The sequence below is a fragment of the Serratia sp. B501 genome (genome assembly GCF_051172315.1).
GTDB lineage: Bacteria > Pseudomonadota > Gammaproteobacteria > Enterobacterales > Enterobacteriaceae > Serratia > Serratia ureilytica.
In genome coordinates this window covers 639,438-657,507 of sequence record NZ_JBPIZB010000002.1, presented here as the reverse complement: position 1 = coordinate 657,507, position 18,070 = coordinate 639,438, and the positions used below count along the sequence as shown (strand labels likewise).

17 protein-coding genes, 1 tRNA gene and 1 pseudogene are annotated in these 18,070 nt (G+C 60.9%); 9 read left to right on the top strand and 10 right to left on the bottom strand.

Annotation, left to right across the window (positions count from 1 at the left end):
* Window positions 1-39: 39 nt before the first annotated feature.
* Both ACSBQV_RS09700 and tesA read right to left on the bottom strand, forming a co-directional pair.
* Window positions 40-816, bottom strand: a complete 777-nt coding sequence (locus ACSBQV_RS09700; RefSeq protein ID WP_004940195.1) for an SDR family oxidoreductase — start codon at window positions 814-816, stop codon at window positions 40-42.
* A 26-nt stretch (window positions 817-842) separates the two neighbouring features.
* Window positions 843-1,481 (bottom strand): multifunctional acyl-CoA thioesterase I/protease I/lysophospholipase L1, encoded by a 639-nt coding sequence (tesA, locus tag ACSBQV_RS09695; protein WP_168177231.1) that lies wholly within the window; start codon window positions 1,479-1,481, stop codon window positions 843-845.
* Between tesA and ybbA the strand changes: the two genes are divergently transcribed.
* The 3 genes from ybbA to ACSBQV_RS09680 all read left to right on the top strand — a co-directional run bounded on the left by ybbA (window position 1,452) and on the right by ACSBQV_RS09680 (window position 6,331).
* Window positions 1,452-2,138: a putative ABC transporter ATP-binding protein YbbA gene (ybbA, locus tag ACSBQV_RS09690; RefSeq protein WP_099783887.1), complete on the top strand. Its 687-nt coding sequence runs from the start codon at window positions 1,452-1,454 to the stop codon at window positions 2,136-2,138. The two genes, tesA and ybbA, sit on opposite strands and share 30 nt — an antisense overlap.
* Complete coding sequence (gene ybbP, locus ACSBQV_RS09685) at window positions 2,135-4,567, top strand: putative ABC transporter permease subunit YbbP (RefSeq protein WP_099783750.1); 2,433 nt, start codon at window positions 2,135-2,137, stop codon at window positions 4,565-4,567. Before ybbA ends, ybbP begins: the two co-directional genes overlap by 4 nt.
* 357 nt (window positions 4,568-4,924) lie before the next feature.
* On the top strand, window positions 4,925-6,331 hold the full coding sequence (locus ACSBQV_RS09680) for a sugar porter family MFS transporter (protein ID WP_099783748.1): 1,407 nt from the start codon (window positions 4,925-4,927) through the stop codon (window positions 6,329-6,331).
* Window positions 6,332-6,394: 63 nt separating this feature from the next.
* Here ACSBQV_RS09680 and purK read toward each other — a convergent pair whose 3' ends face one another.
* The 4 genes from purK to ppiB all read right to left on the bottom strand — a co-directional run bounded on the left by purK (window position 6,395) and on the right by ppiB (window position 9,360).
* Window positions 6,395-7,462 (bottom strand): 5-(carboxyamino)imidazole ribonucleotide synthase, encoded by a 1,068-nt coding sequence (purK, locus tag ACSBQV_RS09675; RefSeq protein ID WP_016928803.1) that lies wholly within the window; start codon window positions 7,460-7,462, stop codon window positions 6,395-6,397.
* Window positions 7,459-7,983, bottom strand: a complete 525-nt coding sequence (gene purE / locus ACSBQV_RS09670) for a 5-(carboxyamino)imidazole ribonucleotide mutase (protein WP_004940188.1) — start codon at window positions 7,981-7,983, stop codon at window positions 7,459-7,461. Before purE ends, purK begins: the two co-directional genes overlap by 4 nt.
* 149 nt (window positions 7,984-8,132) lie before the next feature.
* Window positions 8,133-8,855, bottom strand: coding sequence for a UDP-2,3-diacylglucosamine diphosphatase (locus ACSBQV_RS09665; RefSeq protein ID WP_004940186.1), 723 nt, complete (start codon window positions 8,853-8,855; stop codon window positions 8,133-8,135).
* A 10-nt stretch (window positions 8,856-8,865) separates the two neighbouring features.
* Window positions 8,866-9,360, bottom strand: a complete 495-nt coding sequence (gene ppiB / locus ACSBQV_RS09660) for a peptidylprolyl isomerase B (RefSeq protein ID WP_016928800.1) — start codon at window positions 9,358-9,360, stop codon at window positions 8,866-8,868.
* Between the two features lie 309 nt (window positions 9,361-9,669).
* Here ppiB and cysS point away from each other — a divergent pair, with 309 nt between their 5' ends.
* Window positions 9,670-11,055 carry a cysteine--tRNA ligase gene (gene cysS / locus ACSBQV_RS09655; RefSeq protein ID WP_033642140.1) on the top strand — a complete coding sequence of 462 codons (1,386 nt, stop codon included), beginning with the start codon at window positions 9,670-9,672 and terminating at the stop codon, window positions 11,053-11,055.
* Window positions 11,056-11,099: 44 nt separating this feature from the next.
* Here the strand turns inward: cysS and ybcJ are convergent, their stop codons facing one another.
* Both ybcJ and folD read right to left on the bottom strand, forming a co-directional pair.
* Window positions 11,100-11,324, bottom strand: a complete 225-nt coding sequence (ybcJ, locus tag ACSBQV_RS09650; RefSeq protein ID WP_434991436.1) for a ribosome-associated protein YbcJ — start codon at window positions 11,322-11,324, stop codon at window positions 11,100-11,102.
* A 10-nt stretch (window positions 11,325-11,334) separates the two neighbouring features.
* On the bottom strand, window positions 11,335-12,201 hold the full coding sequence (gene folD, locus ACSBQV_RS09645; protein ID WP_004940177.1) for a bifunctional methylenetetrahydrofolate dehydrogenase/methenyltetrahydrofolate cyclohydrolase FolD: 867 nt from the start codon (window positions 12,199-12,201) through the stop codon (window positions 11,335-11,337).
* A 205-nt stretch (window positions 12,202-12,406) separates the two neighbouring features.
* Here folD and ACSBQV_RS09640 point away from each other — a divergent pair, with 205 nt between their 5' ends.
* The 3 genes from ACSBQV_RS09640 to ACSBQV_RS09630 all read left to right on the top strand — a co-directional run bounded on the left by ACSBQV_RS09640 (window position 12,407) and on the right by ACSBQV_RS09630 (window position 13,094).
* Window positions 12,407-12,616, top strand: coding sequence for a hypothetical protein (locus ACSBQV_RS09640; protein WP_047572399.1), 210 nt, complete (start codon window positions 12,407-12,409; stop codon window positions 12,614-12,616).
* The gene (locus ACSBQV_RS09635; RefSeq protein WP_099783744.1) at window positions 12,613-12,921 is read left to right on the top strand and encodes a hypothetical protein; all 309 of its coding nucleotides are present in this window, start codon (window positions 12,613-12,615) and stop codon (window positions 12,919-12,921) included. The genes ACSBQV_RS09640 and ACSBQV_RS09635 overlap by 4 nt, the downstream gene beginning before the upstream one ends.
* Before the next feature lie 96 nt (window positions 12,922-13,017).
* Window positions 13,018-13,094: transfer RNA gene (locus ACSBQV_RS09630), tRNA-Arg, on the top strand.
* Window positions 13,095-13,118: 24 nt separating this feature from the next.
* On the opposite strand, the pseudogene ACSBQV_RS09625 reads toward ACSBQV_RS09630, so the two are convergent.
* Window positions 13,119-13,259: pseudogene (locus ACSBQV_RS09625) on the bottom strand (integrase); the annotation flags it as partial.
* A 636-nt stretch (window positions 13,260-13,895) separates the two neighbouring features.
* Here ACSBQV_RS09625 and rfaQ point away from each other — a divergent pair.
* Window positions 13,896-15,056 (top strand): putative lipopolysaccharide heptosyltransferase III, encoded by a 1,161-nt coding sequence (gene rfaQ, locus ACSBQV_RS09620; RefSeq protein ID WP_099818232.1) that lies wholly within the window; start codon window positions 13,896-13,898, stop codon window positions 15,054-15,056.
* A 50-nt stretch (window positions 15,057-15,106) separates the two neighbouring features.
* Window positions 15,107-16,354, top strand: a complete 1,248-nt coding sequence (locus ACSBQV_RS09615) for an O-antigen ligase family protein (protein ID WP_099783740.1) — start codon at window positions 15,107-15,109, stop codon at window positions 16,352-16,354.
* Window positions 16,355-16,531: 177 nt separating this feature from the next.
* On the opposite strand, the gene ACSBQV_RS09610 is transcribed toward ACSBQV_RS09615, so the two are convergent.
* Window positions 16,532-18,028 (bottom strand): NCS1 family nucleobase:cation symporter-1, encoded by a 1,497-nt coding sequence (locus ACSBQV_RS09610; protein ID WP_033642144.1) that lies wholly within the window; start codon window positions 18,026-18,028, stop codon window positions 16,532-16,534.
* Window positions 18,029-18,070 lie beyond the last annotated feature (42 nt).

Below are 18,070 nucleotides of genomic sequence, written 5' to 3'. Positions count from 1 at the left end.
ATGGGGGCGCGCCGCCATTCTTCAACCCCGTCGGGCGAATTAAGCGTTGCTGCGCAGCAGCCAATCCAGACAGCGGCCCGGCAAAATGCGGCGCAGCACGCTCATCGCGTGCGCCAGCAGGGTGACCGGATAGCGCAGTTTGGCGCGCGGGCTTTCCAGCGCGTGGCGCAGTTTGGGCAGAATGGCCTCCGGCGGCAGCGTCAGGCGCTTGGCGATGCCGGGATTGTGCACCGGTTTGTCGCTCTGCGCCTGGTTGACGTTCTGGCTAAAGTGGGTGGAGATCGGCCCCGGTTCGATCAGGCTGACCTGAATGCCGCTGCCGTGCAGCTCCATGCGCAGCGCGTCCGACCAGGCTTCCAGCGCGAACTTGCTGGCGGCGTAGGCGCCGCGCCCGGCGCTGGAGACCAGGCCCATCACCGAACTGGTCTGAATGATCCGCCCTTCGCCGTGCGGCAACATCGCCGGCAACAGCAGTTGGGTCAGTTGGTGGGTGCCGAACAGGTTGGTGGCGAACTGCCGTTCCAGCTGGCTGCGCGAAATGCGGCTGAGCGGGCCGTAAACGCCGAAACCGCCGTTATTGAACAGACCGTACAGTCGGCCGTCGGTCAGCGCGATCACCTCGGCGGCGGCGCGCTCGACGCTGGCGCTGTCGTCCAGATCCAGCTCGATGCCTTCCAGCCCGAGCTGGCGCATGTTTTCCACGTCCTGCGGCTTGCGGCAGGCGGCCAGCACCCGGTAGCCGCGGTTGCGCAGATCCTGCGCCGCAATCAAGCCAATCCCGCTGGAACAGCCGGTTATCAATACCGCTTTTTGCATAACTTTACCTAGTGTACGACCCTAATTTAGTGAGACTCATGCTTTACTAGAGGCTCCAGGCGCTCCGCCATCCAGGTGGCGATAAACGGCTGGGCGTCCCCATTGGGGTGCAATCCGTCATCCTGCATCCATTCCGGCTTCACCACCACCTGTTCCATATAGAACGGCAGCAGCGGAATGTTGAACTGCTTGGCCAGCGCCGGGTAGACGGCGCCGAACGCTTCAGTATAGCGGCGGCCGTAGTTCGGCGGGATGCGGATCTGCATCAGCAGCGGCTGCGCGCCGGCCTGCTGCACCAACGTGATGATTTGGCCGAGATCGCGCTGTACGTCCTGCGCCGGGAAGCCGCGCAGGCCGTCGTTGGCGCCCAGCTCGATCAGCACCCAGCGCGGCTGATGCTGTTTCAGCAGCGCGGGCAGACGCGCCAGCCCCTGCGCGGCGGTGTCGCCGCTGATGCTGGCGTTGACCAGCTGCGGCGCGCCCGGTTTTTTCTGCCACTGTTCGGCCAACAGCGTCGGCCAGGCCCGATCGATCGGCAGGCGGTAGCCGGCGCTTAAACTGTCGCCCAAAATCAACAAGGTATCGGCGGCGGCAGCGCGTAAACTGAATAATCCCAACAGCAAAAGGAAGGGAAGATGCCAGCGGAAAACGTTCTTGAAGTTCATCATCTTAGTAAACACGTTGGTCTGGGTGAGCATCAGCTCACCATCCTTACCGGAGTCGAGCTGCTTGTCAAACCCGCGCAGACGATCGCCCTGATCGGCGAATCCGGATCGGGGAAATCGACCTTGCTGGGCATTTTGGCCGGGCTGGATGACGGCAGCGAAGGCGAGGTGCGCTTGCTCGGCGAGTCGCTGACCGCGCTGGACGAAGAGGGGCGCGCCGCGCTGCGCGCCAGGAATGTCGGCTTCGTGTTTCAGTCGTTCATGCTGGTGCCGACGCTGAACGCGCTGGAGAACGTGCAGCTGCCGGCACTGTTGCGCGGCGAGAGCGACAGACAGAGCCGCGAGCAGGCAGTGCAGCTGCTCGAGCAGTTGGGGCTGGGGAAACGGCTCGATCACCTGCCGGCGCAGCTGTCCGGCGGCGAGCAGCAGCGCGTGGCGCTGGCGCGCGCCTTCAGCGGCCGACCGCGGGTGCTGTTCGCCGATGAACCGACCGGCAACCTCGATCGTCAGACCGGCGATCGCATCGCCGATTTGCTGTTTTCCCTCAACCGCGATTTTGACACCACCCTGATCCTGGTGACCCATGACGAAACCCTGGCGGCGCGCTGCCAGCGGCGGCTGCGGCTGCGCGAAGGCAAGCTGTGGGAGGAAGCATGATCTGGCGCTGGTTCTGGCGCGAATGGCGCTCGCCGTCGCTGCTGATCGTGTGGCTGGCGCTGACGCTCTCCGTCGCCTGCGTGCTGGCGCTGGGCAGCATCAGCGATCGCATGGACAAAGGGCTCAGCCAGCAGAGCCGCGATTTTATCGCCGGCGATCGGGTGCTGCGCAGCGCGCATCCGGTGCCGGAAGGCTGGCTGCTGGACGCGCAGCAACAGGGGCTGAAGGTGAGCCGTCAGCTGTCGTTCACCACCATGACCTATGCCGGCGATCGGCCGCAGCTGGCGGACGTGAAAGCCACCGATTTGGCCTATCCGCTGTACGGCAAGCTGGAAACGCGCCCGGCCAACATCCAGCCCGAACCGGGCAGCGTGCTGGTGGCGCCGCGTTTGCTGGCGCTGCTGAACGTGAAAGTGGGCGATTCGCTGGAGGTGGGCGACACCACGCTGCGCATCGCCGGTGAAATCATTCAGGAGCCGGACGCCGGTTTCAATCCATTCCAGACCGCGCCGCGCATCATGATCAACCTGGCGGACGTCGATAAGACCGGCGCGGTGCAGCCGGGCAGCCGCCTGACCTACCGCTACATGTTCGCCGGCGCCGAGCCGGATATTCAGCGTTACGAAGAACGGCTGACGCCGCAGTTGACGCCGGATCAGCGCTGGTTCGGGCTGCAGGAGTCCGGCAGCGCGCTCGGCAAGTCGCTGCAGCGCTCCCAACAGTTCCTGCTGTTGTCGGCCCTGCTGACGCTGCTGTTGTCGATCGCCGCCGTGGCGGTGGCGATGAGCCACTATTGCCGCAGCCGCTACGATCTGATCGCGGTGCTGAAAACCCTTGGTGCCGGGCGCGGTGCGCTGCGCAAATTGATCGTCGGCCAGTGGCTGGCGGTGATGGCGCTGGCGGCGGTGTGCGGCGGGGCGATCGGGCTGGCGTTCGAGGCGCTGTTGATTCGCCTGCTGAAGCCGGTGTTGCCGGCCGCGTTGCCCGCCGCCGGCGTCTGGCCGTGGCTGTGGGCGCTCGGCGCGCTGGTGCTGATTTCGCTGCTGGTCGGGTTGCGGCCGTATCGCCAGTTGCTGGCCACCCAGCCGCTGCGGGTGCTGCGCCGCGATGTGGCGGCCAACGTCTGGCCGCTGCGCTACTTCCTGCCGGTGACGGCGGCGATCGTGGTCGCGTTGTTGGTGTTGCTGATGGGAGTCAGCACGTTGCTGTGGGCGATCCTGGCGGGCATGGCGGTGCTGGCGCTGCTGCTGGGCGGTATAGGGTGGGGCAGCCTGCTGCTGCTGCGCCGCATCACGCTCAAGAGCCTGGCGCTGCGGCTGGCGGTCAACCGCCTGCTGCATCAGCCGTGGGTGACCATCAGCCAGTTGGCGGCGTTCTCGCTGTCGTTCATGCTGCTGGCGCTGCTGTTGGTGCTGCGCGGCGATCTGCTCGAACGTTGGCAGCAACAGCTGCCGCCGGACAGCCCGAACTATTTCCTGCTCAACATGACCGAGGCGCAGGTGCCGCAGGTGAAAACCTTCCTGCAGCAACACCAGATCAAACCGGAAACCTATTACCCGATCGTCCGGGTGCGCCTGACCGAGATAAACCAGCAGGTGGCGACCGAACGGGTGCATGAAGACGATCCGGGCGGCGAGGCGGTGAACCGTGAGCTGAACCTGACCTGGCTGGCCGAACTGCCGGATCACAATCCGTTGGTGGCGGGCAATTGGCCGCCGAAAAGCGGCGAGGTTTCAATGGATGAAGGCATCGCCGGGCGGCTGAAGATCAAGCTGGGCGACACGTTGACCTTCAGCGGCGATACCCAGGCGTTCAGCGCCAAAGTCACCAGCCTGCGTCAGGTGGATTGGGAAAGCCTGAAGCCGAACTTTTACTTTATCTTCCCGCCGGGCGCGCTGGACGGCCAGCCGCAGACCTGGCTCACCAGCTTCCGCTACGACGGCGACGGCCGGATGTTGACCCAGCTCAACCGCCAGTTCCCAACGCTCAGCCTGCTGGACATCGGCGCGATCCTGAAACAGGTCGGCGGCGTGCTGCAACAGGTCAGCCGCGCGCTGGAGGTGATGGTGGTGCTGGTGGTGCTGTGCGGCGGCCTGCTGCTGCTGGCGCAGGTGCAGGTCGGCATGCGTCAGCGGCGGCAGGAGCTGGTGGTCTATCGCACGCTGGGCGCCGGTAAACGGCTGCTGCGCCGCACGCTGTGGTGCGAGTTTGCCCTGCTGGGGCTGGTGGCGGGCATCGCGGCGGCGGTGGGGGCCGAAGCGGCGCTGTGGCTGCTGCAAAGCCGGGTGTTCGACTTCCCGTGGACGCCGACGCCGGTGCTGTGGTGGGCGCTGCCGCTGGCCAGCGCGCTGCTGCTGTCGCTGTGCGGCGGCTGGCTGGGCGTGCGCTTGCTGCGCGGCCGGGCGCTGTTCCGCAGTTATGATGGCTGATCTGGCGATCGCAGGCCCGTTGCCGCCAAGCGTGGCCGGGCCTGCCGATTTTCTTTCGCGCGTCACTGGCGCAATTCCTCTTCATGCCCATTCATTGTGAAATCGATTACATTTATGTCATATCGATACGTTTGCCATTGGTCATCGGTGTAGCGGATAGTTGGCCGACTTCGCCTATTTTACGCATTGATTTAGAGGGTTACGCATGGATTAAGTGAATTCATCCGCCATAAAAAGCGACCTAAAAAGATTTAATGGAATGTAACCGTTTTCACTAATGTGATCGCACTCACTTATCTCCGACGCATTGCCTCCTATCATGTCGCACACTGATGACCGTTTTCTCCTGGAGGCTGTATGAGCGATACCGTCAAAGTGACACCGGCGGAGAAAAGCCCGACTCATGTCGGCATGACTTTTTTCGTCTGTTTTTTAGCCGCCTTGGCCGGCCTGCTGTTCGGTCTTGATATCGGCGTGATCGCCGGCGCCCTGCCGTTTATTACCGACACTTTTCAGATCACCAGCTCTCAGCAGGAGTGGGTGGTCAGCTCAATGATGTTTGGCGCCGCCGTCGGCGCCATCGGCAGCGGCTGGATGAACTTCCGGCTGGGGCGCAAATACAGTTTGATGATCGGCGCAATCCTCTTCGTGGCGGGATCGCTGTGTTCTGCGTTCGCTCCCAACGTGGAGGTGTTGATCGTTTCACGTATTCTGCTGGGATTGGCGGTGGGGATCGCTTCTTATACCGCGCCGATTTATCTTTCTGAAATCGCGCCGGAGAAAATCCGCGGCAGTATGATCTCGATGTATCAATTGATGATCACCATCGGCATTCTGGCCGCTTACCTGTCTGATACGGCATTCAGCTATACCGGCGCCTGGCGCTGGATGTTGGGTGTCATCACCATCCCGGCCGGGCTGTTGTTGGTCGGCGTGTTCTTTTTGCCTGACAGCCCGCGGTGGTTGGCCTCGCGTAATCGCCATGAGCAAGCGCGTCAGGTGTTGGAGAAGCTGCGCGACAGCAGTGCCCAGGCGCAGTATGAGCTGAATGAAATTCGTGAAAGCCTCAAACTGAAGCAAAGCGGTTGGACGTTGTTCAAAGGCAATAAAAATTTCCGCCGCGCGGTTTTCCTTGGCATTCTTCTCCAGGTGATGCAGCAGTTCACCGGGATGAACGTCACCATGTATTACGCGCCGAAGATTTTCGGTCTGGCGGGCTTCGCCAGTACGGAACAGCAGATGTGGGGCACGGTGATCGTCGGTCTGGTCAACGTGCTGGCCACCTTTATCGCTATTGGGCTGGTTGACCGCTGGGGCCGCAAGCCCACTTTGATCCTTGGGTTTATCGTGATGGCCGTTGGCATGGGGGCGCTGGGCACCATGATGAATATCGGCATGAACTCGGCGGCGGAGCAATATTTCGCCATCGTCATGCTGCTGATGTTTATCGTCGGTTTTGCCATGAGCGCCGGCCCGCTGATTTGGGTGCTGTGCTCAGAGATCCAGCCATTGAAAGGCCGCGATTTCGGCATCACCTGTTCCACCGCCACTAACTGGATAGCCAATATGATCGTGGGGGCGACGTTCCTGACCATGCTGAATTCGTTGGGCAGCGCTCACACCTTTTGGGTTTACGCGGGGCTTAACGTGCTGTTTGTTTTCATCACGCTGGCGCTGATCCCGGAAACCAAAAATATTTCACTGGAACATATTGAGCGCAATCTGATGGCCGGCAAACCGTTGCGTAATATCGGCTCGCGTTGATCTTTGCGGCAATAAAAAGGTTCAGCCTGGGCTGAACCTTCTTCTTTTCGGCGGTGTAAACCGTTAAGCCAGCTTCTGCTGTGCCCAGGCCAGCCCGCTTTGGTATTCGCCCGGCAGCAGCGGCGCCAGCGCCTGCAGCGCTTGACGCAGATCGGCGGCGCTCGGGTCGTTCAGATTGAGGTGGCCGACCTTGCGGCCCGGGCGCACCTCTTTCTCATACCAGTGCAGATGCACCAGCGGCAGCGACAGCCACTGTTCGTTGACGGCGGTGCCGATCAGGTTGACCATCACCGACGGCGTGCTCACCACCGGCTGCGGCAGCGGCAGGCCGAGGATGGCGCGCAGGTGCAGCTCGAACTGGCTGATGGATGCGCCGTTTTGCGTCCAGTGGCCGCTGTTGTGCACGCGCGGCGCCAGTTCGTTGATCAACAGTCGATCGCCGACGATAAAGCATTCCATCGCCATCACGCCGACGTAGTTCAGCTCGTTCAGGATCGCCGCCAGCATCTGCTCGGCCTGTTGCTGCAGCGCCGGATTGGGCTGCGGCAGCGCCACGCTGGCGCGCAGGATGCCGTCTTCATGCAGGTTGTGGGTCAGCGGGTAGAAGACCGAACGGCCGTCGTGGCCGCGCGCGCCCACCAGCGACACTTCGCCGGAGAAATTGATGCCTTGCTCGACGATGCACTCGCCATAGGCATCGGCCGGCAGTTCGGCTTCCTGCCCCGGACGCAGGCGCCACTGGCCGCGGCCGTCATAGCCGCCGACCCGGCGTTTGACGATCGCCAACTCGCCCAGCGCAGCGAACACCTGCGGCCATTCGGCGGCGCTCGCCAGCAGCTGCCACGGCGCGGTCGCCAGGCCGAGCTGATCGAGCAGCTGCTTTTGCGTCAGGCGATCCGCCAAACGCGGGAAGATGTCGCGGTTGACGAAGGCGCTGTGAGTCGCCAGTTCGCGCGTCAGCGCGGTTTCCGGCCAGCGTTCAATCTCGGCGGTAATGACGCTGTTCTGATACGGCACCGCCTCAGGTTCGGCATCGATGCCGACAGGGTAGACGGCGATGCCCAGCGGTTCGCCGGCCTGGCGCAGCATGCGCCCCAGCTGACCGTTGCCCAATACGCAAACCGGCTTCATGCGTCCTCCCGTGGATCGGGGTGGTTCAAAACGTCTTCAGTCTGCGCCTGACGCCAGTCCGCCAAACGCTGCGCCAGGGCGGCGTCGTGCAGTGCCAGGATCTGCATCGCCAGCAGCCCGGCGTTGGCGGCGCCGGCTTTGCCGATCGCCAGCGTCCCCACCGGAATGCCGCGCGGCATCTGCACGATGGAGTAGAGGCTGTCCACGCCGCTCAGCGCGGCGCTTTGCACCGGAACACCCAGCACCGGCACCAGCGTTTTCGCCGCCAGCATGCCCGGCAGATGCGCGGCACCGCCGGCGCCGGCGATGATCACGTCAAAGCCGTTGGCGGCAGCCTGCTCGGCGAAGCTGAATAGCTTGTCCGGCGTGCGGTGAGCGGAAACGACTTCGACATGGAAGGGGACATCGAGCTGGGTCAGGACTTCGGCGGCGAACTGCATGGTGGCCCAGTCACTTTTCGATCCCATTACAATTGCGATTTTAGCCCCGGCATTGGCGGCTGAAGCGGCGTTGGCTCCCATGGGTGTAAGGCTCCTGTGATTTGTCTGGCGTCGGCTGAGGGCCGAATGAGGGCGTAGAGCATACCATGAGCGCACGGCGAGGAAAACGGTTGCGTCGCCGGTTTTCACCGGCGAAAGCGCGAATTTTCACCCGCGCGCCAGTGCGGAACTCAGAATGGGAATTGGATCAGCTCGACGGCGTCGGCGCTGACTTTGATCATCGATCCTTCGACGTGCCAGGCACCCAGCACCGCGCGATGGGCTTCGCCGTTGCTCAACGCCAGCCGATGCACCGCCGGGCGATGGGTATGGCCGTGGATCATCCAGTGCACGTCGTGGCGCAGCATCGTTTGCTCGACCGCCTGCGGGTTGACGTCCATGATGGCTTCCGACTTGTACTGGTTGGATTGCTGGCTGCGGGCGCGCATCTTGGCGGCGATCTTCAGTCGCCAGCGCAGCGGCAGCGCGAGGAACAGTTTTTGAATCAGCGGGTTGTGCACTTTACGGCGGAATTGCTGATAGGCTTGATCGTCGGTGCACAGGGTGTCGCCGTGCAGGATCAGGATCCTGCGGCCGTACAGCTCCAGCACTTTTTCTTCCGGCAGCAGCTGCATGCCGCTGGCGCGGGCGAAGCGCTTGCCGAGCAGAAAATCGCGGTTGCCGTGGATGAAATAGCAGGGCACGCCGGCCTGTTGCAGCGCTTTCAGCGCCGCGGCGATCTCCGCGTGCAGCGGCTCGGGATCGTCGTCGCCGATCCAGGCTTCAAACAGGTCGCCGAGGATGTACAGCGCGTCGGCGTGCACCGCTTCGCGCCGTAAAAAACGCAGAAAACCGGCAGTGATTGCCGGTTCCTGTGCGCACAAGTGCAGATCTGCGATGAACAGCGTACTCATGCAGCCGCGATTACTCGCTGACGGTCACGCTGTTGATCACCACGTCTTCTACCGGTACGTCCTGGTGCATGCCGCTGCGGCCGGTTTTCACGCCTTTGATCTTGTTGACCACGTCCATGCCTTCAACCACTTCAGCAAACACGCAGTAACCCCAGCCCTGCACGTTTTCGCCGCGGAAGTTCAGGAAGTCGTTGTCAGCCACGTTGATGAAGAACTGTGCGGTGGCGGAGTGCGGATCGTTGGTGCGCGCCATTGCCAGGGTGCCGATGGTGTTTTTCAAACCGTTGTTGGCTTCGTTCTTGATGGCTGCGTTGGTCGCTTTCTGGTTCATGCCCGGCTCGAAACCGCCGCCCTGGATCATGAAGCCGTTGATCACACGGTGGAAGATGGTGTTGTCGTAGAAACCGGCGCGGCAGTAGTTCAGGAAGTTTTCAACGGTAACCGGCGCTTTGTCAGCAAAGGTCTTGATAACGATATCGCCGTGATTGGTGTGGAAAGTAACCATAGTTTTAATCCTAACAAGGTGAAGTGAGACGTCACGTAAAGCGAGTGAACATTCAGACCGCCCTTATAACATATCCGCCCCAGCGAGTCAGCAGCGGCTCAACCGCGCACTGTCTGTGGTAATTGTATTTGTGTTATATTATAACAATTGCGCCGGCCGGCGAATTTTGCGCTTTTTCTTCGCGTGAAGTCAGCAAAGCATGGCCTTAACCTTGCAATAGATCAGGCTTCAGGTTTCAATACGCTACCGGGCGTTAAACCTGAAGCCCGGTTATCTTTTTTGTTATCACGCACACCACGGAATCTCCCGATGCTAAAGATTTTTAATACCCTGAGTCGTCAAAAAGAGGAATTCAAACCCATTCATGCCGGGAAAGTGGGCATGTACGTGTGCGGGGTAACCATCTATGACCTGTGTCACATCGGCCACGGTCGTACCTTTGTCGCTTTCGACGTGGTGGCGCGTTACCTGCGCTATCTCGGCTATTCGCTGAACTACGTGCGCAACGTCACCGACGTGGACGACAAAATCATCCGCCGCGCGGCGGAAAATCATGAGACCTGCGACCAACTGACCGAACGCATGCTGGCGGAAATGCATGCCGACTTCGACGCGTTGCTGATCGATCGCCCGGACAGCGAACCGCGCGCGACCCAACACATCGCCGAGATCATCGAGATCACCCAGCGCCTGATCGATCGCGATCACGCCTATGTGGCCAGCAACGGCGACGTGATGTTCTCCATCGACAGCGATCCGCAGTACGGGCTGCTGTCGCGCCAGGATCTGGAGCAGCTGCAGGCCGGCGCGCGCGTAGAGATCGACGACGTTAAGCGCAACCCGATGGACTTCGTGCTGTGGAAAATGTCCAAGCCGGGCGAGCCGAGCTGGCAGTCGCCGTGGGGGCCGGGCCGTCCGGGCTGGCACATCGAATGCTCCGCCATGAACTGCAAACAGCTGGGTACCCACTTCGACATCCACGGCGGCGGTTCCGATCTGATGTTCCCGCACCACGAGAACGAGATCGCGCAGTCGAGCTGCGCCCACGACGGCCCGTACGTCAATTATTGGATGCACTCCGGCATGGTGATGATCGACAAAGAGAAGATGTCCAAATCGCTGGATAACTTCTTCACCATTCGCGACGTGCTCGGCCATTACGATGCGGAGACGGTGCGTTACTTCCTGATGTCCGGCCACTATCGCAGCCAGCTGAACTACAGTGAAGAGAATCTCAAGCAGGCGCGCACCGCGCTGGAGCGCCTCTATACCGCGCTGCGCGGCACCGACGCCAATGCCGCGCCGGCCGGCGGCGAAGCGTTCGAAGCCCGCTTCCGCGAAGCGATGGACGACGACTTCAACACCCCGGAAGCCTACTCGGCGCTGTTCGATCTGGCGCGCGAGGTTAACCGCCTGAAGGGGGAAGACATGGCGGCGGCCAGCGGCATGGCGGCGGAACTGCGCAAGCTGGCGAACGTGCTTGGCCTGCTGCAGCAGGAGCCGGAGCAGTTCCTGCAAGGGGGCGCACAGGTTGACGACGGTGAAGTGGCGGAGATCGAAGCGCTGATCAAACAGCGTAACGAAGCGCGCGCCGCCAAGGACTGGGCGCTGGCGGATGCCGCGCGTGATCGCTTGAACGAGATGAACATCGTGCTGGAAGACGGCCCGCAGGGCACCACCTGGCGCCGTAAGTAATCCGGCAGAAGGAAACAAAAAAGGCGCTGAATTCAGCGCCTTTTCTATGGCTGCGGGTTAGGGTTTACCATGACCTTGCCGCCGCCGAACTCCACCACCTGATCGGCGACGATCTTGCAGCGCTTGCGGGTTTCGACCTTACCGTCGACTTTCACCTGCCCTTCGGCGATGACTTCTTTGGCGGCGCCGCCGCTTTCACACCAGCCCTGGAACTTCAGCAGATCGCACAGTTCGACATGGGGATGATTGTCCAGATTGAAAATTTCCATACTGCCTTACTTATTTAGGTTGAACGTCGTGATATTCCTCGCAGGCTTGCAAGGTATTTTGGATCAGTGTAGCCACGGTCATCGGGCCAACGCCACCCGGCACCGGGGTGATGTAGGCGGCGCGCTCGCTGGCGGCGTCGAAATCGACATCGCCCACCACTTTACCGCTTTCCAGGCGGTTGATGCCGACGTCAACCACGATGGCGCCCGGTTTGATCCAGTCGCCCGGGATGAAGCCCGGTTTGCCGACCGCCACCACCAGCAGATCGGCGTTCTCGACGTGGTGGCGCAGGTTTTTGGTGAAGCGGTGGGTGACGGTGGTGGTGCAGCCGGCCAGCAGTAGCTCCATGCTCATCGGGCGGCCGACGATGTTGGACGCGCCGACCACCACGGCGTTCAGACCGTAGGTATCGATGTTATAACGCTCCAGCAGGGTGACGATGCCGCGCGGCGTGCATGGGCGCAGCTTGGGCGCGCGCTGGCACAGGCGGCCGACGTTGTACGGGTGGAAGCCGTCGACGTCTTTGTCCGGATGGATGCGTTCCAGCACCTTGACGTTATCGATGCCGGCCGGCAACGGCAGCTGCACCAGAATGCCGTCGATTTCCTCATCGGCGTTCAGCTGGTCGATCAACGCCAGCAGCTCGGCTTCACTGGTGGCAGCGGGCAGGTCGTAGGAGCGGGAGAGGAAGCCGACTTCATCGCAGGCGCGGCGCTTGCTGGCGACGTAAATTTGCGAAGCCGGATTCTCGCCGACCAGCACAACCGCCAGCCCTGGCGCGCGCTTGCCGGCCGCCAGACGTTGTTTCACTTGCTCAGCCACTTCGTTTCTAACCTGCTGCGCAATCGTTTTACCATCAATAATCTTTGCTGACATCAGTGTGGAAATCCATCAATTAAGAAAAGCGGGGATGCCGCTATTCTGTCAGAAGCTGAGCGCGCTGTCAGGCGCAGAATCACCCTCGCCGCCGTCGGCGAGGCCGATTTACGCTTTTTTTATGCCGGCTTCAGGAACCTCTACGCCATTTTTACCGGCATTTGCATACGCTGGGGCCATACACAGGGCGAAAGAGGGCAGGATCATGAGAGCGATAACCCGGCTTTATCCGTTGCATCATCAGCCTGATCGGCAACCGGCGCAGCCTAAGCACGTTGGCGAGACGGTGTTCGATTCTTCGCTGCATCCGGCGGACAGTGAGCAACTCACCGCGCTGCATCAGCTTTGTCAGCACCAGGCGACGCCGTCGTGGCGGGCGCGCCTGAGCGCCCTGTGGCGGAAGCTGTGCGCATGAACGGCAGCGCATGGGTAGGGTGCGCGCTATTGCTGGCTTGGGCGCCGTGGAGCCAGGCTTCTTTAAACAGCGCACGCCCTGACTCCGCTCTGGGGAAAAGAGGGGAGGCGACCTGCAACATGCAGGTGGTTGAGCATGCCGATTGGGGCGACATTACGGCGGTCGTTAAGTCCGTGCGCCTTTGCCTGCGGCGGGGTGATGGGCGGCAAGGGGCCGAACGCACGCCAGGCGATACCGCTGTCGGCCTGGCGCAACGCAGCATAGCGCGGGCCGCCGCACGGGCGCTGGCGGAAAAAACGCCATAAAGCACCGTCGTCGCCGTAACGTCATGAAAAGGCATTGACTCGCTAACCTCTGACCGTATAATCGCAACCCGCAACCACAGGTTGCCGCATCTCAATGCGCCCTTAGCTCAGTTGGATAGAGCAACGGCCTTCTAAGCCGTAGGTCATAGGTTCGAATCCTATAGGGCGTGCCATTAAGTATCAATGAGTTACGCCTTTCATCCCGTCTTTCCAATTTCATCATGGGACAGATTTGGGACTAAACCTCCGAAAATCGCATCAATTTGCCTCGCATGCTCAGTGAGATGGTTCGGTGTAAGGTGAGCGTATCGCTGTACCATTTCTATGCTCACCCAGCCGGTCTATTCTCCAAAGCTCAGCTTTTCGACGGTCGTGCAATTTCTGCGCTTGGCGAGTGATTAGGTATCCGGCCGCGGCGCCGCTGTTCCACCGGTGAAAACTCCTATTTCTCCCTCCCACGTTTATTCGCTAACGATGGTTCACTTCCCGCACCGGGCTCTCCGGTCGGGGAGTGAGTTCAGCACGCGCCGCACGGTGCAGCAATAAAAGACATGAATAACCTCAATAGGTTAGGAATTTTCTCGGTAACCCTGCAATCTGTAAAGGATTGATCGTTTTCAACGATCGGTAAGATCTTATTGATCTGCACAACCAATTATCTTTGCTGCACGGTCGCCGTTAAGATCGGGCAGGATATTATTCGGCGGTAACTCTTTATTCATCCGGTGAATACCACGTAGCGCTCGACAATTTATCAGGATAAAACCCCCGTACTCAGCCATGACGAGAACGTCTGCTAATTGCCCGCTTTCCCGCGATAACGAGATTGACGGTTCAGGGAGCACGGCAGAGAGAACGGCGTTTTCTCCCTGCAGCCTTCTCGGGTTATCGAACCGTGGCGCAGCGCTATTTTTATCCTCACGGACTCTTTCGGCCCTGCAGCGGCCTTTTGTATTTTTCTGAGGCGACGAACCATGAATGCCCATCGCACCACCGGCAAACGCCCCGTATCCCCGCTGGCCACACTTCCCGATCGCCGGGTGCCCAATGCGCTTTTGCACCGGGATAGCGTGCAACGCATTCTCGTCATCAAGCTGCGCCACTTTGGCGACGTCCTGCTGATGACGCCGGTGCTCAGCACATTGCGCGTCAACTACCCCAATGCGTTGATCGATGTGCTGGTCTATGACGGCACCGAGGCGATGCTGGCCGGCAATCAGGATGTTTATCTGGCCTTTACCGTGGATCGAGAGCTCAAGCGCCAAGGGCTGAAAGCGCAATACCGCGGCGAATATGCGTTATGGAACAGCCTGCGGACCGGCCATTATGATCTGGTGATCAACCTCTCCGATCAGTGGCGGGCGGCGTTGTATTGCCGTTTTCTCAAACCGACCTTCAGTCTGGGGTTTCGCTACCCCAAACGCGACAATCGACTCTGGCGGGCCTGCCATTCGCTACTGGTCGACGTTGCCGGCCCGGCGCAGCACACCGTGCTGAATAATCTCAGCATTCTGGCGCCACTGGCCTTGCCCACGACAATCACGCAGGTGACGCAGGCCTGGCGGCAATCTGATGTGGATGACGTTGACCGGCTCAGTCGACGCCATCACCTGACCGATTTTGTGCTGATACAGCCGACCGCACGCTGGGCTTTCAAGACCTGGACGGTGGACGGATTCAGCGCCGTGATTAACCACCTGACCGCCCAGGGCAGAACGGTGGTGCTCACCGGCGGACGCACGCAAGATGAAGCCACCATGATAAGCGCCATCATGGCCCGCTGCCTGTTACCGCGGCGGGTGATTAATCTGGCCGGGCGTCTGGAGCTGCCGGAGCTCGCGGTGTTGATTGACCGGGCGCGGCTGTTTATCGGGGTCGATTCGGTGCCGATGCACATGGCCGCCGCGCTGAATACGCCCTCGGTGGTGCTGTTCGGGCCCAGCGACCTCGCGCGATGGTCCCCGTGGCAGGCGCCCCACACGTTGCTGTGGGCCGGAGACTATCGTCCGCTGCCCGCCCCGGACGCCGTTGACACCAACACCCGCGAGCGTTACCTCGCGGCCATCCCGGCCGGCGATGTGATACAGGCGGTTAACAGGCAACTGGCATCCCTCGTCGGGTCTGCGCAGCGTTAACCCTGCGCGGCCTTCCACCGTGTTTTTCTCTTATCAATGAGTACGCCACGATGCTATTCAACTCAGCAGTTTCCTCGTCGATACAGACGCCCCTTCAGCAACGGTTGTTTGCGTTTACCGCCTTTTTGCTGGGAGCCTCCCTCCCGACCTCCAATCCCCTGATGAATATCTCACTGGGGCTGGTTGTCGTCTGTCTGCTCTGGCTGCGCGATATCCGGCAGTGGGCTGCACTGGCTTGTCATCCCCTGGTCTGGTTGCCGGCCCTGATGTTTGCGCTGCTGGCGTTGTCATTGCTGACGCATGCTCACGCCTACGGCCCCAAAATGGTCGGCAAATACCAAAAATTGCTGTATGTCCTGCCGCTGGCGCTGTTCTTTCTGGCCGACTCGCGGCTGATGACGCAATTTGTCCGCGGCTTTTTGTGGGCCAATGCCGCGATATTGGCCATCAGCTTCATGAGCGGGCTTGGCCATGTCATATTGGGCGGGCTGAACCCCGACAACCCTACGGTGTTTAAGCTGCAAATCACCCAAAACGTGTTTATGGCGCTGGCGGCGCTGGTCTGGTTGTCGCGTGCTTTTGCCTGTAGCGGAAAACGGCGCTGGGGGTATGCGGGACTGGTGTTGTTGGCGACGGTTAATGTTCTGCTGATGGTGCAGGGGCGTACCGGGTATGTGGCATTGGCCGTTGGCATGGGTATCTGGTTATTGCTTACCCTCCGGCGCAAGCAGCAAGTGGCCGTGCTCGCCTGCGGCATACTGGCTGTCGTGATGCTGGTCATGACCCCTAATCGCGCCATGGAGCGCCTGACGCTGGGCGTCCAGCAAATTCAGGGGTGCGTTTTCGCCCCGGCCCAAACGGCTTATGCGGCCTGCGACAACTCCATGGGGCAACGCACCGCCTTTGCCCGCGAAGCCCTGCGACTGATAAAGCAATCCCCGCTGCTGGGCAACGGCGCCGGCAGCTTTTGGTACGGCAATCCATCCACCGGCTATGGCGTGCATAATCCGCACAATGAATACCTGTTGGAAACGGTGCAGAGCGGTTTGCTGGGATTGATGGTGTTCCTCACCTGGATGTGGAGTTGCTACCGCGTCGCCTGGCGCTTGCCGCCGGCGCGCCGAAATCTGTTCGTTGCGGTGCTCAGCAGCTACATGGCCTGCCATCTGTTCAATTCATTCCTGCTGGACTCGTCCGAAGGGCACCTGTTTGTCATTATCGCCGCCTTGCTGGCCGGGCTTTCCCTCACCACTCCGCCGTCTCTTCATGCAGACTTGCCTCAACCCCAGATGCGATAGGGGGTTGAAGTGCTTCGAAAATACGCGCTTGAACGCGGCGCTCAGCGCTCCTCCGCGCATCGGTGAAAAGCCAGCGGCCGACTGGTTCGCTCACAACGGCCGCCCCGGCGTTAACGCCGAGGCGGCACGGTTGCGGATGGCTTTTTTCCCTTCCGACGCAGTTTGCTGTGGGCGGAATTACTCTTTTTGCGCCATCACCTTCGCCCGGAACGCCGGACCTGCCACGGCGGTGCGCTCATCGCGGGCCAGCCAGCGGTAGGCGGTCGCGCCGAGGAAGACGCCGATAAACCAGCTGAAGTTGGCCACTTGGTGCAGAGCCGGAATAAAGCTGATGATCAGGCCAATGGCCACCGACGGCAGCAGCGCGGCAATGGCTTTCGGGTTAAAACCGTTGCGGTACCAGTATTTGCCTTTCGGGGTGTCATCAAACAGATCGTCCACGGATACCTGGCCGCGTTTGATCAGATAAAAATCGGCGATCAGGATGCCGAACAATGGGCCAATAAAGGCGCCCAGCACGTCGAGGGTGTAGTGGATAAGCTCCGGCGAATTAAACAAATTCCACGGCGTCAGCAGAATCGACCCAACGGCGGCAATCATCCCGCCGGTGCGGAAGCTGATTTTCTGCGGCGAACAGTTCGAAAAGTCAAAGGCCGGCGAGACGAAGTTGGCTACGATATTGATGCCAATGGTGGCGGTGATCATCGTCAGCAGGCCAATGGCGACCGCCAGATCGTTTCCAATGCGGCTGACGGTTTCAATCGGGTCGGTGATCATGTGGCCAAACAGCGATTGTGTGCCGGAAACAATCACTACGGTGACGATGGAGAACAGCAGGAAGTTGAACGGCAGGCCCCAGCGGTTGCCGCGGCGGATCTCGCCCATGTTTTTGCCGTAGCGGGAGAAATCGCCGAAGTTGAGCAGCGGCCCGGAGAAGTAGGAGACCACCAGCGCGGTGGCGGTGATCATTTGCCAGGTCTGCTCCCCGGCGGTCAGCGATTTGCTGGCCAGGGTAAAGGAAATCCCGTCAAAACCGGTCTTGTATACAATCCAGCCCGCCAGCGCCAGCATCACCACATAGACTGCCGGCCCGGCGATATCGATGAAGCGCTTAATGGCGTTCATGCCGTGCCAAAAGACCATCGCCTGCAGCAGCCACATGGTGGCGAAGCATAGCCAGCCCAGGAGCGACAGGCCGAGGAAGCCGCTTCCGGTGAGCGTGGACAGCGACGGCCAGAACTTGAGCAGCACCAGCATCAGGGCGTTGGCCGCAAGGTAGGTCTGGATCCCATACCAGGCGAAAGCGATAAGCCCGCGGATCACCGCCGGGATATTGGCGCCAAAGACGCCAAACGCCTGGCGGCAGATGACCGCATAGGGCACGCCGGCCATTTGGCTTGGCTTCGCCACCAGGTTGGCGCACAGCTGTACGATGCAAATGCCGATCAGCAGGCAGAGCAGCACTTGCCAACTGGCCAACCCGAGCGTGAAAAAGCTCGCCGCGACCACATAGCCCCCCATGCTGTGCACGTCCGACATCCAGAATGAAAAAATGTTGTACCAGCTCCAGTTTTGGTCGCGCGTCGGCGCGAGATCTTCATTACACAGTCGCGGGCTGTAGCCGGCGGTCGCGTCTTTGGCCGAAACCTGATGCATGTGTGTTGAATGTGGCATGAAACCTGCTCCTCTTGTTATGTGGATTGCTGAGGCTATTGC

Coding starts and splice junctions, on each gene's coding strand:
- ACSBQV_RS09700 (WP_004940195.1), bottom strand. CDS start 816: ATGCAAAAAGCGGTATTGATAACCGGCTGTTCCAGCGGGATTGGCTTG.
- ybbA (WP_099783887.1), top strand. CDS start 1,452: ATGCCAGCGGAAAACGTTCTTGAAGTTCATCATCTTAGTAAACACGTT.
- tesA (WP_168177231.1), bottom strand. CDS start 1,481: ATGAACTTCAAGAACGTTTTCCGCTGGCATCTTCCCTTCCTTTTGCTG.
- ybbP (WP_099783750.1), top strand. CDS start 2,135: ATGATCTGGCGCTGGTTCTGGCGCGAATGGCGCTCGCCGTCGCTGCTG.
- ACSBQV_RS09680 (WP_099783748.1), top strand. CDS start 4,925: ATGAGCGATACCGTCAAAGTGACACCGGCGGAGAAAAGCCCGACTCAT.
- purK (WP_016928803.1), bottom strand. CDS start 7,462: ATGAAGCCGGTTTGCGTATTGGGCAACGGTCAGCTGGGGCGCATGCTG.
- purE (WP_004940188.1), bottom strand. CDS start 7,983: ATGGGAGCCAACGCCGCTTCAGCCGCCAATGCCGGGGCTAAAATCGCA.
- ACSBQV_RS09665 (WP_004940186.1), bottom strand. CDS start 8,855: ATGAGTACGCTGTTCATCGCAGATCTGCACTTGTGCGCACAGGAACCG.
- ppiB (WP_016928800.1), bottom strand. CDS start 9,360: ATGGTTACTTTCCACACCAATCACGGCGATATCGTTATCAAGACCTTT.
- cysS (WP_033642140.1), top strand. CDS start 9,670: ATGCTAAAGATTTTTAATACCCTGAGTCGTCAAAAAGAGGAATTCAAA.
- ybcJ (WP_434991436.1), bottom strand. CDS start 11,324: ATGGAAATTTTCAATCTGGACAATCATCCCCATGTCGAACTGTGCGAT.
- folD (WP_004940177.1), bottom strand. CDS start 12,201: ATGTCAGCAAAGATTATTGATGGTAAAACGATTGCGCAGCAGGTTAGA.
- ACSBQV_RS09640 (WP_047572399.1), top strand. CDS start 12,407: ATGAGAGCGATAACCCGGCTTTATCCGTTGCATCATCAGCCTGATCGG.
- ACSBQV_RS09635 (WP_099783744.1), top strand. CDS start 12,613: ATGAACGGCAGCGCATGGGTAGGGTGCGCGCTATTGCTGGCTTGGGCG.
- rfaQ (WP_099818232.1), top strand. CDS start 13,896: ATGAATGCCCATCGCACCACCGGCAAACGCCCCGTATCCCCGCTGGCC.
- ACSBQV_RS09615 (WP_099783740.1), top strand. CDS start 15,107: ATGCTATTCAACTCAGCAGTTTCCTCGTCGATACAGACGCCCCTTCAG.
- ACSBQV_RS09610 (WP_033642144.1), bottom strand. CDS start 18,028: ATGCCACATTCAACACACATGCATCAGGTTTCGGCCAAAGACGCGACC.